Raw genomic sequence first — 20,535 nt, forward strand, 5'->3', positions numbered from 1 at the left:
GCGCGGAACGCATCCGCGCCTTTTGGCCTGCTTCAGATGGGGGATCAGGCTGCTTTCGTCTGTTGCTTCTTTGCAAGACGCGCACGGATCGACTCGACATCGGCGCGCGGCGTGGCGGCAAACAGCGTCTTCGTATAGGCGTGCTGCGGATCAGAGAATACAGAATCTCGTGAGCCATGCTCCACGGCCTCGCCGTAATACATGACCATAACTTCGTCAGCGATATATTTCACGACCGAAAGATCATGGCTGATGAAGACATAGGTCAGGCCGAATTCTTCCTGCAGGTCGGCAAGCAGGTTCAATACCTGCGCCTGTACTGAAAGATCGAGCGCCGAAACCGGCTCGTCGAGCACCAGAAGCTTCGGATTGAGCATTAGCGCACGTGCAATGGCGATACGCTGGCGCTGACCGCCCGAAAACATGTGCGGATAGCGATTATAATGCTCGGGGCCAAGGCCAACCTTCACCAGCATCTCGGTGGCACGCTCACGCCGCTCGCCAGCGGACATGTTGGTATTGATCAGCAGTGGCTCGCCGAGCACGTCGCCGATCTTCTGGCGCGGGTTGAGTGAACCATACGGGTTCTGGAAGATTATCTGCACCATCTGGCGCATTTCCTTGGTGATGCCGTCCTTTGCGACATCGACCTTCTTCCCGTTGATGATGATTTCGCCACCGGTCGGTGCGTCAATAAAGGTCAGTATACGCGCTAGAGTGGATTTGCCGCAGCCGGATTCTCCGACAATGGCCAGCGTCTTGCCCTTTTCCAGGGTGAAGCTGACGCCCTTGACGGCGCTGATGACCTTGTCTTTCTTCAGAAAACCGCCTGGAACGACATAGTCACGCTTGATGTCGCGTGCCTCAAGAATGACCTCGCTCATGCCGTCGCTCCCTTGCTGGCTTGCTCTGTCATGAATGAGGAGACGGTTGGAAGGCGGTCACCGGTGGCGTTTTCCGGCAATGCGGCGAGAAGCGCCTTGGTGTAGGCGTTCTGGGGGCTTTCGAAAAGGGAGAGCACGTCTGCCTCCTCCATCTTGCGTCCTTTGTACTGGACGATGACCCGGTCGGCAGTCTCAGCAACGACACCCATATCATGAGTGATCATAATGAGAGCCATGCCATAGCTCTGCTGCAAAGCAACCAGAAGGTCGAGGATCTGTTTTTGGATTGTCACGTCAAGCGCGGTGGTCGGTTCATCGGCGATGAGGAGCTTCGGATTGCAGGCAATCGCAATCGCGATCATCACGCGCTGACATTGGCCGCCCGACATCTGATGCGGGAACTGCTTCAGCCGTTCTGCCGGGTTGGGAATGCCAACCTGATCGAGCAGCTCAATCGCCCGTGCTCGCCGTTCCCTCTTGCCGAGTCCCATGTGGATTCGCAGCACCTCTTCCAGCTGGAAGCCGACCGTAAAGCAGGGGTTCAGGCTGGCGATAGGTTCCTGGAAGATCATGGCGACGTCCTTGCCGATGATCTTGCGCTTTTCCGACTTCGACATCGTCAGCAAATCCTTGCCATCGAAGGTCAGCTTGTCGGCGGTGATATGGGCGGTCCAGGGAAGGAGCCCCATGACTGCCAGCATCGCTACCGATTTGCCGGAACCCGATTCTCCGACAATAGCCAGAACGTCGCCCGGATCGACAGACATTGAGACGCCGTCGACGGCTCGAAACATGCCGCTTGCCGTCTCGAATTCGACAGTCAGATTCTGAATTTCCAAGAGCGCCATGGATCAGGACCTCTTCAGTTTCGGATCAAGCGCATCGCGAAGACCGTCGCCCATCAGGTTGATGGCAAGAACAGTCGTCAGGATAGCGACGCCGGGGAACGTGACAACCCACCAGGCACGCAGAATAAACTCGCGCGCTTCGGCTAGCATGGTACCCCATTCCGGCGATGGTGGCTGTGCACCCATGCCGAGAAAGCCGAGTGCAGCCGCGTCGAGGATCGCGTTGGAGAAGGAGAGCGACGCCTGCACGATGAGCGGAGCTGCGCAGTTGGGCAGGATTGTCTTGAACATGAGCCGAAGCGGGCTTGCACCGGCTAGACGCGCCGCGGTCACATAATCCTTGCTCGCTTCGGTCATGACGGCCGCGCGTGTCAGGCGCACGAAGTGCGGTTGGAGCGTGATCGCGATTGCGATCATTGCATTGACGAGACCTGGCCCGAGAATGGCAACAAGGACAAGCGCCAGAAGCAGAGAAGGAAAGGCTAGGATGATGTCCATGATGCGCATGATCACAGTGTCGATCCAGCCGCGGAAGTAGCCAGCGATCAGGCCGATCAGAATTCCGCCGAACAGCGCAATCACTGTTACGAAGACCCCGATGAACAGCGAATAACGGGCGCCATAGATCAGGCGGGAAAGAATGTCGCGTCCCACTGGATCGGTGCCGAGCAAGAACGTCGTACGTCCGCCCTCCTGCCAGAATGGCGGAAGAAGAACGGCGTCGCGATATTGCTGGTGGGGCAGGTGAGGCGCGATCACAGGTGCGAGGAGTGCGACTGCAACGAGAACCACGAAGACGCAAAGACCGGCAACGGCCCCTTTGTTTTCGGAGAAATAATACCAGAACTCGGCGAACATCTTGCGGCGAATGGCGCTAGATGACTCAGCGACTGCTCCGGCAGAACTGGTTTGCGTGGTCTGAGACATGGTCTTCTCTTCCATTAGTGCCGGATACGCGGATTGATCAGTCCGTAGAGGACATCGACGATGAGATTGACCACCATGATGATGCCGGCGATGATCAGAAGGCCGCTTTGGATGACCGGATAGTCCCGACGGAACACGGAATCGACCATCCACTTGCCGATGCCCGGCCAGGAGAAGATAGTTTCCGTCAGGATCGCGCCCGCGAGCATGACCCCAATCTGGAGGCCGATGGTCGTAATGACCGGGATGAGCGCGTTACGCAGGGAATGAATGCCAACGACGCGAAAAGTGGAGAGACCCTTGGCGCGCGCGGTGCGCACATAATCTTCCGAAAGCACTTCCAGCATGGCCGAACGCGTCTGACGCGCGATCACGGCCAAGGGAATGGTGCCAAGGACGATCGAAGGCAGGATGAGGTGGCTTACGGCTGACTTGAATGCTCCGCTCTGTCCGGAAAGCAAGGAGTCGATCAGCATGAAGCCGGTGACTGGCGGGAAGAAATACATGAGTGAAATGCGGCCTGAGACAGGTGTCCATTGAAGGATGCCCGAAAACAGGATGATCAACAGAAGGCCCCACCAGAAAATAGGCATGGAATAGCCTACAAGGGCTGTTCCCATTACGGTCTGATCAAAGAACGAGCCGCGCTTGATGGCGGCGATTACGCCCGCGGGAATGCCGATCACGATGGCAAGGAACATGGCGCACATGGCCAGTTCGAAAGTGGCCGGGAAGAGCTCGAAGAACTGGTCCAGTACAGGGCGTTTGGTAACGATGGAATTGCCGAAATCGCCGGTCAGAACGCCCCCGAGATAGTCCAGGTACTGTATGACCAGCGGACGGTCGAGGCCGAGCTGGGCGCTGATTTGTGCATGGCGCTCGGGGGACATGACGCGTTCGCCCGAAAGCAGCGCCACCGGGTCGCCGGGAAGCAGGCGGATGAAGGAAAAGGCAATTATCGACACACCGATGAATGTCGGTATGAGGACGGCAAGCCGTTTTAGAAGAAACCGGAGCATGGAAGACCTTCGGTAGTTTCCTTTGCTGCATGGACCATAGCACAGAACCAGAATCGGTTCAGGAAGGCGTTGCGGCAGCGTGAATATCAGGGGTGCCGCGCGAAAGAAGCGGATGGTCACCGACGACTGATCGATAGTCTATTCAAAAAGGCGCCCGTTTTACCACGGGCGCCTCGATAGGCCGAATTTCGACGACTGTTTACTCTGCGATGTCCACGCCGTCAAACGCGAAGTCGCCAAGCGGGCTCTGGACGAAGCCTTCGACTTCCTTGCGCATTGGAACGAAGGAGATCGAATGGTTGAGCGTCGCCCATGGTGCTTCGCGCTTGAACACAGCCTGCGCCTGCTCGTAAAGTTCGGTGCGCTCGGCCTGGTCCGAGGTTTCCTTCGCCTTCAGGACGAGATCGTTGAACTCGTCATTCGCCCACTGCGCACGGTTATTGCCGCCAACGGCGTCCTTGCCGAGCAGGGTGTGCAGGAAGTTGTCTGGATCGCCATTGTCTCCGGTCCAGCCCAGAATGACGGCGCCGTCGCGGTCTTTCGCTTTGGAGCGTTCCAGATATTCCGCCCATTCGTAGGAGACGATTTCAACCTTGACACCGATCTGCTGGAAGTCGTTCTGGATGATCTCGGCAGCGCGGCGGGCATTCAGCATGTACGGACGCGAAACAGGCATCGCCCAGATCTTCATCGAAAGATCGGTTACGCCAGCGGCTTCGAGTTCAGCCTTTGCCTCTTCCAGATTGTAGGCGTCGTCCTGCGTGTCCTCGGCGTAGGACCACATGGTCGGTGGAAGCGGGTTCTTAGCCGGCTCGGCCGCACCCTGGAACACAGCATCGACAATGGCCGGCTTATTGATGGCCTTGTTGAGTGCCCGGCGCACTTCCGGCTTGTCGAACGGAGCCTGGGTGGTGTTGTAGGCCATGTAGGCGACATTGAGACCAGGTTGTTCCATGACCTTCAGGTTCGGGTCGGCCTGCATTTTCTCGACGTCGGCAGCATTCGGGAACGGCATCAGGTGGCATTCACCAGCGGTGAGCTTCTGATAGCGGATCGATGCATCAGGCGTGATGGCGAAGACGAGATCATCAATCTTCTGCGCGCCACCCCAGTAGTCAGGATGTGCCTTGTATCGGATCACGGCGTCCTGTTGGTAGGCAACGAAAGCGAACGGGCCAGTGCCCAGCGGCTGCTGGTTCAGCTTTTCCTTGACACCATCGGCTTCGAGCTTGTCTGCATATTCCTTCGACATGATCGAGGCAAAAGGCATTGCGAGGTTGGCAAGGAATGGCGCTTCAGGCTTCTTCAGCGTGAACTTGACCGTCATGTCGTCGACCTTTTCGATCTTTTCGATCAGGTCTGGCATCCCCATTCCATTGAAATATTCCCAGGAAGCGCCAGCAACATACTGGTTCCAGGAGTTCTCTGAGCTGAACTGGCGTTCGAACGAGAAAATGACATCATCAGCGTTCAATTCACGCGTCGGTGTGAAGAAGTCGGTGGTCTGGAACTTGACACCCGGGCGCAGCTTGAAGGTGTATTCGAGGCCATCTTCCGAAATTTCGTAGCTTTCCGCGAGGCCAGGCTCGGTCTCGGTCGTGCCCTTCTTGAATTCGAGCAGTCGGTTGTAGACTGTATGCGCGGCGGCGTCGAACGTGGTGCCTGCGGTATAGAGGCTGGGATCGAAGCCCTCTGGCGATCCTTCCGAGCAGTAGACGAAGGTCTTTGCGCTCGCTGCGCCTGAGAACATGGTGGCAGCAAGTAGCGCCGCGGCAAACGCGGTTTTCAGTTTCATGGAACACTCCCCATTGATTGGGCTCTTGAAAGAGCCGTGTCAAATATCTAAGCAAAGTTTTAAACCGAATGAAACAAGCTTTTTCGGGCTGGTTCCTTGGCGGAAGGTGTTAAAGCGTCTCGACAAGACGCAATGATCTTTCCATGAAACGAAATGCCGGAAATCTTTCAAAAATAGACGTAAACGTAAACGGAACTTCGAAACTCATTTAACAAAGATGCGTTTCATATGACGTGACCGGATGGTCCGGCGCTTGTAAAAAAGGTGTGAAATGGCGATGACTGGTTGGCAGCAGAAGGTCCTCGACTTCTGGTTTAAGCAGATGGACAGAGAAAACTGGTTCAAGCCGGGCGGGGAAACTGACAGGCAGATTCGCGACGAGTTTGCCGATCTTCACAGTAAGCTTTCCAGCGAGATTCCGACCCAGTGCCTTTATGACGCCCGGTCGGCGCTTGCTGCCATCATCGTTCTCGACCAGTTCTCACGCAACATGTTCAGGGGAACGGAGAAAGCATTTGCATTCGATCAGGTCGCACTCGCCTTGGCTCGCAACGGCCTTACACAACAATTTGATGCCGTCCTCTCCGAAGAGGAGAAAGTTTTTCTCTATCTCCCGTTTATGCATGCCGAGGATCTGGCGGCGCAGCAGGAAAGCGTCAGACTGTTCCTGAAATTCGAGGGGAATCTGGGTTTTGCGCTGGAGCACCACGATATAATCGCTCGCTTTGGCCGCTTTCCGCACCGAAATCAGGCGCTCGGGCGCGAGACAACTCCTGCCGAAGCCAGGTTTATGGAAACTCATAAGGGCTTCTGATGAAGCTTGTTTGACGTTTACGTAATTGTCGCTCTTGCAGAGTGCCCGATAGTGGAACTAGGATCGTGGCGGGAAGAGGAGCAAGCGGTCGGCTGATCGCAAGTGGAGGGTCTGATGAGCGACAAGCCAGATACGTTCGACAATAATTCTATTTCAGGAACAGCCGATCGGACAGCCCGGCCATGGCTGTCGTCATACCCGGAGGTCGTCCCGGCAGAGATAGGCCCGCTGGAGGATGCCTCGCTGGGCGAGATGATCGAAAAAAACTGCGAAGTGTATGCTACACGCCCCGCTTTTTCATGCATGGGTAAAGAGCTTAGCTACGCCGATCTCTTGACAACGTCCACGCGGCTGGCTGCGCATCTGCAGGCGCAAGGCCTTGAGAAAGGCGCGCGGGTTGCGTTGATGATGCCGAACATCCTGCAATACCCGGTTGCCATGCTGGCACTGCTGCGCGCGGGTTATACCGTCGTCAATGTTAACCCGCTTTATACGGCTCGCGAACTGGAGCATCAGCTCAACGATTCCGGTGCGGAAGCCATTATAATTCTGGAAAATTTCGCTCACACTCTTCAGGCCGTGATTGATAAGACCAAAGTTCGCCATGTCATCGTTGCAACGATGGGCGATATGCTGGGCGGCTTGAAAGGCGCGATCGTCAATCTTGTCGTGCGTCAAGTGAAAAAGCTGGTGCCGGCATGGTCACTGCCACGCTATGTCTCATTCAAGCAGGCACTAAGCGACGGTGCCCGCCGATCTTTCACGCCGCAGATGGTGGGGCCGGAGGATATTGCCTTCCTGCAATATACGGGCGGCACGACCGGCGTCTCCAAGGGAGCGGTGCTCCTGCACAGAAATATCCTGGCAAATGTCGCCCAAACCTCCCTCTGGTTCAAGGCCGCGTTTATCGAGCGCCCGCGGCCAGAACGCCTTGTCTTCATTTGCGCGCTGCCACTTTATCATATCTATGCGCTGACGGTGAATGCGATCATGGGCATGAAGATGGGCGCAATGAATGTGCTTATTCCCAATCCGCGCGATATTCCGAGCTTCGTCAAGGAACTCAGCAAGCACAAGTTTCATATGTTTCCAGGCCTTAATACTTTGTTTAATGCGCTGATGAATAACCCCGATTTCAGCAAGCTCGATTTCAGGGAACTGGTCCTTACCTTTGGGGGCGGCATGGCGGTCCAAGCCGCAGTTGCCGCGCGTTGGAAGGAAATAACGGGCAGTTTTATATGCGAGGGCTATGGACTGTCGGAAACCTCGCCGGTTGCTACTGCGAATCCTTTCAGTGCCAAGAGCTTTAGCGGGACCATCGGCTTGCCAATGCCCTCGACCGATGTAGCCATTCGCGATGATTCAGGTTGTGAGGTGGAAACCGGCCAACCAGGCGAGATTTGCATTCGCGGACCGCAGGTCATGGCTGAGTATTGGAATAATCCGGCTGAAACAGCCAAGGTTATGACTGCCGATGGCTATTTCAAGACCGGTGACATAGGCATCATGGATGAGCGTGGCTTTATCAAGATTGTCGATCGCAAGAAGGATATGATCCTTGTCTCCGGCTTCAACGTCTATCCCAATGAAATAGAGGATGTCGTGGCGCGTCATCCGGGGGTTCTGGAAGTCGCGGCTCTTGGGGTTCCGGACGAGCATTCTGGCGAGGTGCCGAAGATATTCGTTGTGCGCCGCGATCCGATGCTTACGGCGGCGGATCTTCTAGAGTTTTGCAAGGAAAACCTGACTGGTTATAAACGCCCGCGGCACGTCGAATTCCGCGACGAATTGCCGAAGACGAATGTTGGAAAAATATTGCGGCGCGAGTTGCGCAACTGACCTCAAAGAAATTCCGGGCGACGGCGACATCGCCCGGAATCCTCATTCTAGTTCTTTGCAAATCCTGCCGCGATTGTCTTGGCATTGTGACGCATCAGGTCGAGGTAGGTTGGCGCCTCGCCATTTTCATCGGTAAGTGCATCGGAGTAAAGCGTGCCGCCCGGTTTGAGGCCGGTCTCGGATGCGAGCTGCTCGATCATGCGTGGGTTGGTAATATTCTCCACAAAGAGGGCAGCAGCCTTATCATGCTTGATCTGGTCGACGAGTTTCGCAATGTCGGCAGCCGAAGCCTCACTTTCGGTCGAAACGCCTTCTGCGCCGATGAATTTGATGTCGTAGTCGCGCCCGAAATATCCGAATGCTTCATGGGAAGTGACGACGACGCGATTTTCCGCCGGAATTTTTGACAACTGAGCCTTGATCTCCTGATCGAGCGCATCAAGTTTCTGCTGATAGGCGTTTGCGTTTTCTTCGAACTCAGCGCAGTCTGGCTCGGAGATTTCGCACAGGGCTTTTGCGATATTGTCGATATAAACCTTCACATTCGCAACCGACTGCCATGCGTGCGGGTCGAATTCCCCGTGGTGATGATGGCCATGACCATGGCCGTGGTCATCGTGGCCATGCCCTTCGCTGTGACCATGATCATGTTCGTGAGCATGTGATCCGTGTTCTTCATTTTTAAGGGTTTGGATGCCATCCGAAACCGTTTTCACCGGCGCCTTTGTGCCGCTGGTTTCTAGGAGCCGGGTTAAAAAGCCTTCGAACTCAAGTCCATTTACCAGAATAAGGCCGGCTCCACCCAGTGTGGCGGCATCGGCAGGGCGAGGTTGATAAACATGGGCGTCACCATTGACTGGCACGATGCTTTTGACGTCGACACGGTCGCCGCCCACGTTCTTCGCCAGATCCTGCAGGATTGAGAAGCTGGCGACGACGTTGAGCTTTTCGGCGGCGAGTGCCTGCGAGCTCGTCGCCGCCATGAACAGCGACGAAATTGCTGCGATACGAGTGATTGTCTTCTTCATAAGGTGCCTCATTTAATGCTCCCTGGGTTAAAGGTTATGTTATTACATTTGTCAACGCTGGACATGATCTAAAGGACGCGATATTGTAATGTAATTACATAACGATGGAGAATTGAATGATGAAGCATTTGCGCATGGTCGCGCTTATGTCCGTGGCCGTGGCCGGAATCATGGCCCCTGCTGTGGCAGACGAGCAAACTGCCTGGCGTCTGTTCGTGGCCGATCATACAAAACCAGTCGTCCATGCCATCGACATGAACGACGGCCGGGAAATCGGCAAGTTCGACGTCAAGGGTTGGACAAACCTCGCACCGAGCGCTTCAGGAAAGACGGTTTTCGCTGCACAGCCCGATTTCGATATGGTCAATGTCATTGCCACGGGCATCGATTTTTCGGATCATGGAGATCATCGCGATCTTTCCGTGTCCGAGACGAAGCTCCTGCCGGTAACGTTTGAGGGGCCGCGTCCTTACCACGTCGTTGCGCATGACGATCATCTGATTCTCTTCTACGACCGCGGCGGGAAGGCGGAAATCATTGACGAAGCCGCGCTGCTAGAAGGTCAGAAAGAGGTCACGTCAATCGATACGACGAAGCCGCATCATGGCGTTGCGGTCACCATGGGCAATCATGTCCTCGTTTCCGTACCTAACACCGAAGTGGAAGTGAATGAAGGCGAGTTGCCGCCACGCATTGGGTTGCGGGCCGTCGACCGCGAAGGCCATCAGGTGGGCGATATTGCTGCGTGCACCGACCTGCACGGCGAGGCCACATCCGCACGCATCGTGGCGTTCGGCTGCAAGGAAGGCATACTGGTTGCAAGTCCTGGCAAGGATGGGCCTGAGTTCAAGATGCTGCCCTATCCCGACGCGTTCCCGAAGGCGCACTCTGGCACACTCCTCGGCGGCAAGGCCATGCAGTTCTTCCTGGCAAACTACGGCGAGGACAAGGTTATTCTCATCGATGCCGAAGCCGCGCAACCTTTTCGTCTCGTTGAACTTCCCACCCGCCGCGTGGATTTCATTCTCGATCCAGCCAAGGCACGGAATGCCTACATCCTGACCGAGGATGGCGATTTGCACGTGTTGGATGTAATCACCGGTGAAATCGTTCGCAAAGCCCGCGTCACCGAGCCCTATAGCAAGGACGGTCATTGGCGTGATCCACGCCCGCGTCTTGCCGTTGCAGGCGAACATGTTGTCATCACGGATCCGCGTCACTCGCTGATCCGTCTAATCAATGTCGAAACCCTGGCAGAAGATCGGACCATTCCGGTCGAAGGACAACCGTTCTCGATCGTTGCAATTGGCGGATCGGGCGCTACGCACTAAAGCAGTTGCTGGCGCGCCGGAAACAGCGCGCCAGCAATGTTAAGAGACCGGTTGCGTCTCAAACAGGCATGTAAAATCAGCAATGGAATCGAGAAGGAGGTCCGCCTCACGCAATGTTTGACGGGTTCCGGTTCCTGTGAGCACCCCGACGGTGAGTGCAACGCCGGCGCGTTTGCCCATAAGTATATCGTGATGGTTGTCGCCGATCACGGCGATCTGACGGGGGCTCAAGCCCGTTGTATCACAAAAGGCGATCACAGGGTCTATTGCCGGCTTTGGATTCGCGACGGCGTCATAGCCAAAGCAAGCTGTGAAGAACTGCGATATTCCGAGAGCTGAAAGCGTCTCTTCGGCACCCTTCGTCGAATCATTCGTGACGACGGCGAGCTTCATCGACTGGTTGAAGAGGAATTGCAGCACGTCCCGGCATTGCGGCACTGGCACTGCTCTCTCAGCGGCAATTCTGGAGATAATCCGCTCCACGCCGCTAAGAATTTCGAGTTTGGCGCTTTGGGTATAGGTCGGGAACCAGAGGTCAATAAGCTCAGCATTGGTTCCGGCAGCAAACACCGAGTCTGGCCTGAAGCGCTTGCTCTGCGAGTCGTAGCCGGCGAGCACCATCAACTCCTCGGCTCGCTCCTCATCATTGACTGCCGCCGCCATCGCCAGGTCCAGCCCGATTGATGTCCAGCTTTGATGAAAATCGATCAGCGTGCCGTCTTTGTCGAAGATCACGCCCTTGATGGTGGAAAGATCAACCGTTGTCACTGCGCCAAATCCCGAATTTTCTGGACCAGCCCCTTGGTCGATGTGTCTAGGGCACTTCCTTCATCTCTTCCCTGAACGATAGGGAGAAGATCCGTAGCCAGTTCCTTGCCCAGCTCGACGCCCCACTGGTCGAAAGCGTTGATCCCGAAGATCTGTGCTTCCACAAAAACGCGGTGTTCGTAGAGCGCGATAAGCCGCCCAAGCGTGTAAGGGTCGAGCTGGCGATAAAGCAAGGTCATGCTGGGCCGATTGCCTGCAAATACGCGGTGCGGAGCCAGTGCTTTTGCCTGGTCTTTCTTCACGCCCTTGGCAAGAAGCTGTGCTTCGGCTTCCTCTCTGGTCCTGCCCCTGGCAAGTGCCTGCGATTGCGCAAGACAATTTGCCACGAGAAGGTTGTGATGCTCGTCGAGCTCAGGCTCGTGTCCCTTTGCGGCCAGAATGAATTCGACGGGAATGATGTCCGTGCCCTGATGCAGTAACTGGAAGAAGGCGTGCTGGCCATTCGTGCCAGGTTCGCCCCAGACCAGTGGGCCGGAGACGCAGGCAACGTCTTTACCGTCGAGTGTCACGCTCTTGCCGTTCGATTCCATGTCGAGCTGCTGGAGATAAGCCGGCAAACGCGACAGTCGCTGATCATAGGGGATGACGGCGCGTGCGGAATATCCGCAGATCAGGCGATGCCAGATGCCGAGCAGCGCAAACATGACAGGCAGGTTCTTTTCGAGCGGAGCCTTGCGGAAATGCTCGTCCATGGCATGTCCGCCGGCAAGGAAAGCTTCGAAATTTCTGGGGCCGATGGCAATCATGATCGGTAAACCGATTGCTGACCACAGCGAATAACGTCCTCCGACCCAGTCCCAGAAGCCGAATACACGACTCGGATCGATACCAAACGCCGAAACTTTATCAAGCGCTGTTGAAACCGCGCAGAAATGATCGCGAACTGCGTCTTGTCCGAGCTTCTCGACGATCCATCGCTGCGCAGTCCGGGCATTAGTCATCGTCTCGATAGTGGTAAAGGTCTTTGAGGCGATGATGAAGAGGGTCGTTTCGGGCTCGAGTGCCTTTATCGTGTCGGCGATGTGGGCCCCGTCGACGTTTGAAACGTAGTGCAGCCGCGGGCCGTCATGGTAAGGGGCCAGGGCTAGCGTCGCCATGGCAGGCCCAAGATCCGACCCGCCAATGCCGATATTGACCACGTCGGTGAAGGCCTTTCCGGTCTTACCCTTTATCTCGCCTTGACGGATGCCGTCTGCGAACACGCGCATCGAATCCAGAACCCGATGCACATCGGCCATCACATTCCGCGCATCAGCCGTGAAGTTCGCATCGCGTGGAGCACGGAGGGCAACATGCAGAACCGGCCGATCTTCGGTCGTGTTGATCCGCTCGCCCGCGAACATGGCTTCACGCTTTTCCTCGACATTTGCAGCAGTGGCAAGCTCAACAAGGAGTGCCACTGTCTTCTCGTCGAGCGCGCATTTGGAAAAGTCGAGCAGCATATCTTCAAGACAGAGATTGAAGCGGTCGAAGCGATCTGTCTCTGAAGAGAGCTTTTGGCGAATATCAACGGGATTCTGCTGAAGATGCAGTTTCAAGGCTTTGAGGGAAGCGGTGATCGGCTGAGACACGCGGAACTCCGGTTGGAAGGACCCTGAGGGCTCCTAATCTTGATGAGGGAAATAGCAGAGTTATTAACGGCGTAACAGCCTGGCCGAAGCAAGAGTTAGCCGTTTCGAATGATAAGATCAAAATAGAAGCGCGAAACGGAACAAAATTGTGACCGTCACAAAATTCAGGTGGCGCAATTTTTTGGTCCAGAATTATGATGCATCAAGTACTCTGGCATGAAGGGATTGTACTGTGGCGAAGGACGATGCGACAGCGTGGGCCGGGCTCTTCCGCCTGTCGACGGAAACGGGGCAAACTTTGCAGGCGCAGATCAGGCAGGCTGTCGTGGCGGCCATCCTCGATCGGCAGATTTCGGCATCAATGCCGCTGCCCTCTTGCCGCATCCTGGCTCAGAAACTCGGCGTCGCTCGTGGTACAGTGGTTCTCGCCTTCCAGCAGCTGGTCGATCAGGGCTTTTTGGTGGCGCGCGAACGTCGCGGCCACTTCGTCAATCCGGAAATGCTGTCGGCTGCAACCGTGGCTTCGCCTAAGCGGAGTGCCGAGACCGTTGACTGGAAAGCCCGCAAACGTGTGGCCTTTTCGCCTATTCCTGCAAGCTCGAAGTCACAAGATTGGATGAAGGCGCAATATCCCTTCGTCTATGGCCAGTTCGACCCGTCCCTCTTTCCGACCGCGGAGTGGCGCGAATGCAATCGCATGGCGCTTGCCGTTCTGGAAATTCGCAACTGGGCAGCCGATATGGTGGATCGTGACGATCCATTGCTGATCGAGCAGATCCAGGCGCGGCTGCTTCCACGGCGCGGTATTTTTGCGGCTCCCGATGAGATAATCGTCACGCTGGGAGCGCAAAACGCGCTCTACATGCTGGCGACCCTTCTGATGGGCAACGGCTCCAAAGTTGCGATGGAGGAGCCCGGCTACTCCGATGCGCGCTCCATCTTCAAGCTTGCCGGCTGTGAAATAGTGCCGATTGGCGTCGATTCCGAAGGTTTAATCATCGATCAGATTCCGGCGGACGTCGATTATGTTTTCACGACGCCCAGTCATCAATGTCCTACCATGGTGCCACTGTCGCCGACACGTCGTGAGGCCCTTCTGGAGCGAGCGCAGCGCGACGATTTCGTCATCATCGAGGATGGCTATGACAGCCAGCTTTTCGACAATTCTCCCCAACAGGCGCTTCGCAGCATGGATCAGGGCGGGCGTGTAATCTATGTGGGCTCCATGTCGAAGACTCTCGCTCCGGGACTGCGCATTGGCTACGTGGTTGCTTCTCGCGAATTGATTGCCGAGTTGCGCACGCTGCGCCGCTTCATGTTCCGCCATCCGCCCGCCAACAACCAGCGCGCCGTAGCGCTGTTTCTGTCGCTGGGTCATCACGATTCGCTCATCCGCAGACTCTCGACCGCTTTTGAGGAACGCCGGCGTTGTCTCGTCCAGGCATTGGACACCTATATGCCAGACTGGGAGGTGGCGCCGGATGCAGGCGGCAGCTCAGTTTGGCTTCGGGGGCCGGAAGGCACGAATGCGGCGCTTCTCGAAGCGCGCGCCGCCAAGCTGGGAATTATGGTGGAATCAGGAGACAGGTTTTTTGCAGCTGGTATCGCGGATGCGCCCTATCTGCGGCTCGGAATTTCTTCGATCGCCGCGCATCTGATCGAACCTGGTATCAAGACGCTTGCATCCCTTACTCAATTGCGTGCCATTGCGGCCTGATCGTGACTTGTCCGCTGTCTTGTCCGTTCGACCTCCTTTGCTTATGTCAGGTGGCATAGGAATGGGATGAGCCGATGACCACTGCCATTGACGGCGAACAGATGATCGATGCCTCGAGCCAGCGCGTCTGGGAAGCTATGAACGATCCGAAGATACTGATGGCTTGTGTTCCTGGCTGCCACAGTTTTGAAAAGATCGGTGAGAACCTCTTCGAAGCGGCTATCACTATCAAGTTCGGGCCGATCAAAGCGGATTTCTCCGGTCTCATAACGGTTTCAAACATCAATGCGCCGAAGAGCTATACGATTTCGGGGGAGGCCGCAGGCAGCATTGCCGGTTTCGCCAGCGGCAGCGCGGATGTTGTGCTGTACGATGGCGAAACGCCGGACCAGACGCGTCTGGTCTATACGGCGAGTGCCGATCTTGGCGGCAAGATCGCGCAGCTTGGCAAATGGGTCGTGGGCTCCACCTCACGCAAACTGGCGCAAAAATTCTTCGAGCGGTTCAACGATCAGATCAAATTGCAGAATGCGACAAGCAGCTGATCATTCGAAGATGATTTTGGGAGCGGCCGGTTGCGCGGAAGAAGCGATGCGCGACGCTATCTGTCTACCGATCTCAAGGTAAATTTGCGCTGCCGGGTCCTGTGGCTGGGTGGCGACGATGGGCCTTCCTTCGTCGGAGCCTTCCCGAAGTGCAATAGTGATCGGTACAGCACCAAGGAATGGCACACCAATCCGCCGGGCTTCGCGTTCTGCGCCACCATTGCCGAAAATGTCGTAGCGATTTCCGGTATCGGGTGCGATGAAATAGCTCATGTTCTCGACAATTCCCAGGATCGGAACATCGACCTTTTGGAACATGGCAATTCCCTTGCGCGCATCGATCAATGCAAGGTCCTGGGGCGTCGAAACAATGACAGCCCCTGCCAGCGGCACCTTCTGCGCCAATGTCAGCTGCGCATCGCCGGTGCCGGGCGGCATGTCGACGACCATCACGTCGAGCGGTGCCCACTCGACCTGATAAAGCAGCTGGGTGATGGCGGAAATCACCATTGGCCCGCGCCAGACGACGGGGGTGTCCTCCTCCAACATGAAACCCATCGACATGGCTTTGATGCCGTAAGCCTCGTGTGGAACGATGCGCTTTCCGTCCACAGTGTCGGGCTTGCCGAACAGGCCAAGCAGACGGGGCACCGATGGACCATAGATGTCTGCATCCATCAGTCCAACCTTCAATCCCTGTGCCTTCAAAGCAAGTGCGATATTGGCAGCAGTCGTTGATTTGCCGACGCCGCCCTTGCCGGAAGCAACCGCAATGATAGCGCCTACGCCCTCAATGCCCTGCTTTGCCTGCGGTGCGCGCGAAGCAGTGGCTTTAGGGGGGGGCGCTGGTTTAGACTGTGCTGGACGCGACTTGGAGACGGCTGCTTCCATGCCGCCCCCGCGCTTTTCGGCTGTGAGTGCGACCATCACCGAGCGTACACCCTCCAGCTGGGCAACGCCTTCTTGTACGCGGTAGCGAAACGGCTCCAGGGATGCTGCCATGTCGGCTGGGACGGAAAGCGAAAAAAATACCTTCCGATCGGCGATGAAAATGTCTGAGACCATGCCGCGCGAAATGATATCGCCTTTGCCACCGGGCTCTTCGATGGCGCGTAGATAGTCGATTATCATTTCCTTGTCGGGCGTCGTCATAGCCAATCCTCACGCAAAACGTGATCTTCACATAAGACCTCGCGAGCCCAAGACCAAGCCAAACTTTCTTATGCCGGCACATGATGCTGTACGTGCATGAGATGCGCCAAAAATTTCAACGATATCTCCTCCAGCCCTTCTTCCTTTGCCTTGCTCCAGGGTGCAAGAATGCGGCTTGTACTGAAATTGGATACCCTGCATGTACAGAAATCGAGATCATGGCCTATGGGAGAAGACCGCGCCTGCGGCACCTGCCACGTCACCATTGCTTGCCGACATAGTTTCCGACGTCGTCATCCTGGGTGGTGGTTATACGGGGCTTTCGGCGGCGCTCCATCTCGCCAAGCGAGGCGTGAAGGCAGTCGTTCTGGAGGCGGAATCAATTGGCTTCGGGGGCTCGGGTCGCAATGTAGGCCTTGTCAACGCAGGCATGTGGGTCATGCCGGACGATCTTCCTGGCGTGCTGGGCAAGGTGCATGGTGACCGTCTCCTGCAGACTCTCGGCAGTGCGCCTGATCTCGTTTACGAGTTGATCGACGAGTTCAGGATTTCCTGTCAAGCCGTGCGCAACGGTACTCTGCATTGCGCGGTGGGTGCAGATGGATTGCAGCAGTTGCGCGACAGGGAGAGCCAATGGCGCGCACGCGGTGCGGATGTGGAGTTGCTGGGCAGGCGGGAAGCAGCGCGCCTCATCGGCACAGCCGCTTATGAAGGCGCATTGCTTGATCGTCGCGCGGGAACGGTTCAACCGCTTGCCTATGCACGTGGATTGGCGACTGCGGCCATTCAATCCGGTGCTATTGTTCATACAAACTCCCCCGTTACAAAGGTCGAGCAGAGCGGGCCGCGCTGGACGGCGTTTACTCCCCATGGCCGCGTCCTGGCGGATTGGGTAATTGTCGCGACCAATGCCTATACGCACGCGCCCTGGGAAAGCATCGCGGAGGAACTTGTGCTTCTTCCCTATTTCAATTTGGCAACCGAGCCGCTTCCTCGCGAGTGGCGCGAGCGTATCTTGCCTGAGCGGCAGGGCGCATGGGATACGCGTGAGGTCCTCACATCTTTTCGCTGGGACGATAGCGGCCGCCTTGTCTTTGGCAGCGTGGGCGCATTGCGAAATACGGGCTTGAATGTTCATGCGACCTGGGCTCGCCGAGCCATGAAAAAGCTTTTTCCCGGTATTGGAAACGTCGGGTTCGAAGAAGGCTGGTATGGAATGATCGGGATGACGGATGACAGTCTGCCGAAGTTTCATCAGCTCGGCAAAAACGTCGTTACCTTTGCGGGCTATAACGGTCGCGGCATAGGCACGGGCACCGTGTTCGGAAAGATTCTATCCGAGCTGATCTCAGGTGACATTTCCAGTGAAGAACTGCCTCTTCCAGTATCCCTTCCCAAGAGCCAGCCATTCAGGAAAATTCGTTCTATAGGCTACGAAATGGGTGCTCAGGCGCTTCATCTGGTCGAAAAGCGCTAAGGTTTTGCGTCATCCGGTTGACTTCGGCATCCCGTGAGGCCACTTCGTTTTGAAGCAGCAGCAGCAGATGGCGGGAACGACATGGCGACGAAACCGGAGGTTACGGCATTTTACGATCCGCGCACCTTTTCGATCCAGTACGTGGTTGTCGATCCTGAGACCAGACATTGCGCCATCATTGACCCTGTTTTGGATTTCGACGAGAAGTCCGGCTCGATCGCGACGATCCGCGCCGATGAACTGCTTTCTTTTCTTGTCGAGCAGGGACTGACGCTCCAGTGGATTTTGGATACGCACCCGCATGCGGATCACCTCTCCGCAGCGAGTTATCTGAAACAGAAAACGGGAGCACCCATTGCCATCGGCGAGAAGGTGCGAGGCGTGCAGGAACTCTGGAGAGCGATCTATAATCTGCCGGATTTTCCTGCTGACGGCAGCCAGTGGGATCGTCTTTTCAGCGATGGCGAAACCTTCAAGATCGGCAGCATCGAAGCGCGTGTCATGTTTTCGCCCGGCCATACCCTTGCCTCGATCACCTACCTCGTGGGCGACACGGCATTCATCCATGATACCCTCTTCATGCCTGATAGTGGCTCGGCACGTGCCGATTTTCCTGGCGCTGATTCAGGACAACTTTGGCATTCGATCCAAGCGATCCTTGCTTTGCCCGAGGAAACCCGGCTATTTGTGGGGCACGATTATCAGCCCAACGGGCGTCAACCGCTGTGGGAAACAACGGTTGCTGAACAGAGATCGAAGAACACCCATATCGTCAACTATCCGACAAAAGAGCAATATGTTGCCGCACGCAATGCGCGTGACGCGACACTGCCGATTCCGCGCCTCATGCTTCTGGCCCTTCAGGTCAACATGAATGGTGGAAGGCTGCCGGAGCCGGAAACCAATGGCATGCGTTATCTACGCGTTCCGTTGGGTGCGCTTCCCGACGCAAATTGGGACTGATCAGAGTTTAAGGGCCATTGCCAGAGCTCCGTCCAGAGCGCTTCCCTTCGGTTCGATGATCTCTTGAGTGAGGCCTATCGGAAGGTAGGGACGGTAGGAGGAGGCCAGTCCCCCAAGGAGTACCAATGGCAGGCGCCCCGTCTGTAATGCTCCCACGGCGCTTTCAATATATGTAATAGCCTCGTTCAAGATCAGCCGGGCAAGCGGATCGGCTGTTTCGGCAAAACGAAACAGATCCCCGGCAAACCGCGCGAAGTCCCCTGGTTGAGCCGAACGCGCGAAGCTGACGATGGCCACCGGGTCATAGTCGAACTTTTCGAGAATACTACGGGAAAGGTTGCCTGCCGCGATTATGCCGTCATGTGCAAGCAAGGTATGCTCCAGGCAGTCGCGGCCGAGACGTGCTCCGCTGCTCTGATCGCCTAGCGTAAAACCCCAGCCGCCAATACTGTCTATCCTTCCGGCCAATCGTCGCAGATAAACCGAACCGGTTCCGATAATGGCAACAATGCCGTCGTCCGAACCGAGTGCACCTTCCAGCGCGATCTCGGCATCGGTGACAATCTTCGCCCGTTCCAGCCCAAGAGAAATACCCACTCTTTCGAGATCGTGGCCGATATTGACACCTGCAAGTCCGAGGACGGCAGGAAGCCGGAAGGTCTCATCCGGCGTCAGGCCGGCATCCTCACCTGCCGAAACGATAGTTTTTCGAATGCGAGCGATCGCTCCATCAGGATCGCTGAAGATATTGGCGCTGCCACCGGTTGCACCAGCAATTACCACGCCGTTGGTCTTGGCAATGGCAACACGGCAACTCGTGCCGCCGCCGTCGATGCCGATCACAAGCGGAGCGCGGGGCGCAATCATGTCAGCCGACAAAAGCGCGTTCGACGACGAAGTCGCCGGGTCTTGCAAGCGAACCTTCCTCGAAGCCTGCCTTCTCGACAATCTCCTTGAGATCCCGCAGCATTTCCATTGAGCCACAGATCATGACACGGTCGGTTTTTGGATCGAGTGGTGCAATGCCCATCTTTTCGTAGAGCTGCCCGCTCGTCATCAGATCGGTGATCCGGCCCATATGTTCACTCGGTTCGCGTGTCGTGGAACAGAAATGATGCAGCCGGCCCTCTGTGAATTCGCCGATCAATGGATCTTGAGCGGCGTTGGCAACGAGCTCGCGACCGTAATCCAGTTCTGCTACGTCGCGGCACGTGTGCGTCAGAATGATCTCGTCGAATTTCTCATAGGTTTCCGGGTCACGGATCAGGCTGGCGAACGGTGCAAGACCGGTGCCGGTCGAAAGCATGAAGACGCGCTTGCCGGGCGATAGTGCATCGGTGACGAGCGTGCCGGTCGACTTCTGGCGCATCAACACCGTGTCGCCTGGCTCGATATTCTGCAAATGCTGCGTCAGCGGGCCATCGGGCACCTTGATCGAATAGAACTCGACTTCTTCATCCCAGTTAGGACTGGCGATCGAGTAGGCACGAAACACTGGCTTGGCAGCATTTGGCAAGCCGATCATGACGAATTCGCCGGAACGGAAGCGGAAGGCTTGCGGACGGGTGATGCGGAAGGAAAAGAGCCTGTCGGTATAGTGTTTCACCGAAACGACCGTTTGCGCATAGACATTGGCCGGGATCGGAAACGCTTCTCCGGCGGCTGGCGTCATGACGGCGTCGGACATGGGGTAGGACCTTCTTCGCATTGCGTAAGTGGTGATGCCAGGCTTCGTGCTTCACAGGCTGGAACAATGCGGTGAGGCGACCGGCTCGGGGAAAGTGGATATATCGGCAC

18 protein-coding genes are annotated in these 20,535 nt (G+C 56.4%); 7 read left to right on the forward strand and 11 right to left on the reverse strand.

The features are described from left to right. Window positions 1-44: 44 nt before the first annotated feature. From IE151_RS16395 to IE151_RS16415, 5 genes are all read right to left on the reverse strand, one after another. Entirely contained in the window at window positions 45-884 is an 840-nt protein-coding gene (locus IE151_RS16395) for a dipeptide ABC transporter ATP-binding protein (protein ID WP_189492721.1), read from the reverse strand. Continuing rightward, on the reverse strand, window positions 881-1,732 hold the full coding sequence (locus tag IE151_RS16400) for an ABC transporter ATP-binding protein (RefSeq protein WP_189492724.1): 852 nt from the start codon (window positions 1,730-1,732) through the stop codon (window positions 881-883). The genes IE151_RS16395 and IE151_RS16400 overlap by 4 nt, the downstream gene beginning before the upstream one ends. Window positions 1,733-1,735: 3 nt before the next feature. After that, on the reverse strand, window positions 1,736-2,659 hold the full coding sequence (locus tag IE151_RS16405; RefSeq protein ID WP_189492727.1) for an ABC transporter permease subunit: 924 nt from the start codon (window positions 2,657-2,659) through the stop codon (window positions 1,736-1,738). A gap of 14 nt (window positions 2,660-2,673) precedes the next feature. After that, a complete protein-coding gene (locus tag IE151_RS16410; RefSeq protein WP_189492730.1) occupies window positions 2,674-3,678 on the reverse strand; it encodes an ABC transporter permease subunit in 1,005 nt (334 codons plus the stop codon). 199 nt (window positions 3,679-3,877) lie between these two features. Then, window positions 3,878-5,473 (reverse strand): ABC transporter substrate-binding protein, encoded by a 1,596-nt coding sequence (locus IE151_RS16415; protein ID WP_189492733.1) that lies wholly within the window; start codon window positions 5,471-5,473, stop codon window positions 3,878-3,880. 277 nt (window positions 5,474-5,750) lie between these two features. Between IE151_RS16415 and IE151_RS16420 the strand changes: the two genes are divergently transcribed. Both IE151_RS16420 and IE151_RS16425 read left to right on the forward strand, forming a co-directional pair. Then, window positions 5,751-6,287, forward strand: a complete 537-nt coding sequence (locus tag IE151_RS16420; protein ID WP_189492736.1) for a DUF924 family protein — start codon at window positions 5,751-5,753, stop codon at window positions 6,285-6,287. Between the two features lie 114 nt (window positions 6,288-6,401). Beyond that, window positions 6,402-8,126: a long-chain-fatty-acid--CoA ligase gene (locus IE151_RS16425; RefSeq protein WP_189492739.1), complete on the forward strand. Its 1,725-nt coding sequence runs from the start codon at window positions 6,402-6,404 to the stop codon at window positions 8,124-8,126. Between the two features lie 47 nt (window positions 8,127-8,173). Here the strand turns inward: IE151_RS16425 and IE151_RS16430 are convergent, their stop codons facing one another. Continuing rightward, complete coding sequence (locus tag IE151_RS16430) at window positions 8,174-9,154, reverse strand: metal ABC transporter substrate-binding protein (RefSeq protein WP_189492742.1); 981 nt, start codon at window positions 9,152-9,154, stop codon at window positions 8,174-8,176. Window positions 9,155-9,300: 146 nt separating this feature from the next. Here IE151_RS16430 and aztD point away from each other — a divergent pair, with 146 nt between their 5' ends. Continuing rightward, on the forward strand, window positions 9,301-10,485 hold the full coding sequence (gene aztD / locus IE151_RS16435; RefSeq protein WP_382344858.1) for a zinc metallochaperone AztD: 1,185 nt from the start codon (window positions 9,301-9,303) through the stop codon (window positions 10,483-10,485). A 39-nt stretch (window positions 10,486-10,524) separates the two neighbouring features. Here aztD and IE151_RS16440 read toward each other — a convergent pair whose 3' ends face one another. Together IE151_RS16440 and pgi are read right to left on the reverse strand one after the other, a co-directional pair. After that, window positions 10,525-11,253 (reverse strand): HAD family hydrolase, encoded by a 729-nt coding sequence (locus tag IE151_RS16440; RefSeq protein ID WP_189492747.1) that lies wholly within the window; start codon window positions 11,251-11,253, stop codon window positions 10,525-10,527. Then, the gene (gene pgi, locus IE151_RS16445) at window positions 11,250-12,884 is read right to left on the reverse strand and encodes a glucose-6-phosphate isomerase (protein ID WP_244636846.1); all 1,635 of its coding nucleotides are present in this window, start codon (window positions 12,882-12,884) and stop codon (window positions 11,250-11,252) included. Before pgi ends, IE151_RS16440 begins: the two co-directional genes overlap by 4 nt. Before the next feature lie 232 nt (window positions 12,885-13,116). Here pgi and pdxR point away from each other — a divergent pair, with 232 nt between their 5' ends. Both pdxR and IE151_RS16455 read left to right on the forward strand, forming a co-directional pair. After that, window positions 13,117-14,601 (forward strand): MocR-like pyridoxine biosynthesis transcription factor PdxR, encoded by a 1,485-nt coding sequence (gene pdxR / locus IE151_RS16450; protein ID WP_189492750.1) that lies wholly within the window; start codon window positions 13,117-13,119, stop codon window positions 14,599-14,601. A 74-nt stretch (window positions 14,602-14,675) separates the two neighbouring features. After that, the gene (locus tag IE151_RS16455; RefSeq protein ID WP_189492753.1) at window positions 14,676-15,146 is read left to right on the forward strand and encodes an SRPBCC family protein; all 471 of its coding nucleotides are present in this window, start codon (window positions 14,676-14,678) and stop codon (window positions 15,144-15,146) included. On the opposite strand, the gene IE151_RS16460 is transcribed toward IE151_RS16455, so the two are convergent. After that, a complete protein-coding gene (locus IE151_RS16460) occupies window positions 15,147-16,298 on the reverse strand; it encodes an Mrp/NBP35 family ATP-binding protein (protein ID WP_189492756.1) in 1,152 nt (383 codons plus the stop codon). It lies immediately after the preceding gene. Window positions 16,299-16,497: 199 nt separating this feature from the next. Here IE151_RS16460 and IE151_RS16465 point away from each other — a divergent pair, with 199 nt between their 5' ends. Then, window positions 16,498-17,775: an NAD(P)/FAD-dependent oxidoreductase gene (locus IE151_RS16465; protein WP_189492759.1), complete on the forward strand. Its 1,278-nt coding sequence runs from the start codon at window positions 16,498-16,500 to the stop codon at window positions 17,773-17,775. A gap of 81 nt (window positions 17,776-17,856) precedes the next feature. Then, complete coding sequence (locus IE151_RS16470; RefSeq protein ID WP_189492762.1) at window positions 17,857-18,738, forward strand: MBL fold metallo-hydrolase; 882 nt, start codon at window positions 17,857-17,859, stop codon at window positions 18,736-18,738. Here IE151_RS16470 and IE151_RS16475 read toward each other — a convergent pair whose 3' ends face one another. Further along, entirely contained in the window at window positions 18,739-19,653 is a 915-nt protein-coding gene (locus tag IE151_RS16475) for a glucosamine kinase nucleotide-binding domain-containing protein (protein WP_189492765.1), read from the reverse strand. Further along, a complete protein-coding gene (locus IE151_RS16480; RefSeq protein ID WP_189492768.1) occupies window positions 19,607-20,425 on the reverse strand; it encodes a ferredoxin--NADP reductase in 819 nt (272 codons plus the stop codon). The genes IE151_RS16475 and IE151_RS16480 overlap by 47 nt, the downstream gene beginning before the upstream one ends. Window positions 20,426-20,535 lie beyond the last annotated feature (110 nt).

Origin of the sequence: Limoniibacter endophyticus (assembly GCF_014652835.1) — a bacterium.
Taxonomy (GTDB): domain Bacteria; phylum Pseudomonadota; class Alphaproteobacteria; order Rhizobiales; family Rhizobiaceae; genus Limoniibacter; species Limoniibacter endophyticus.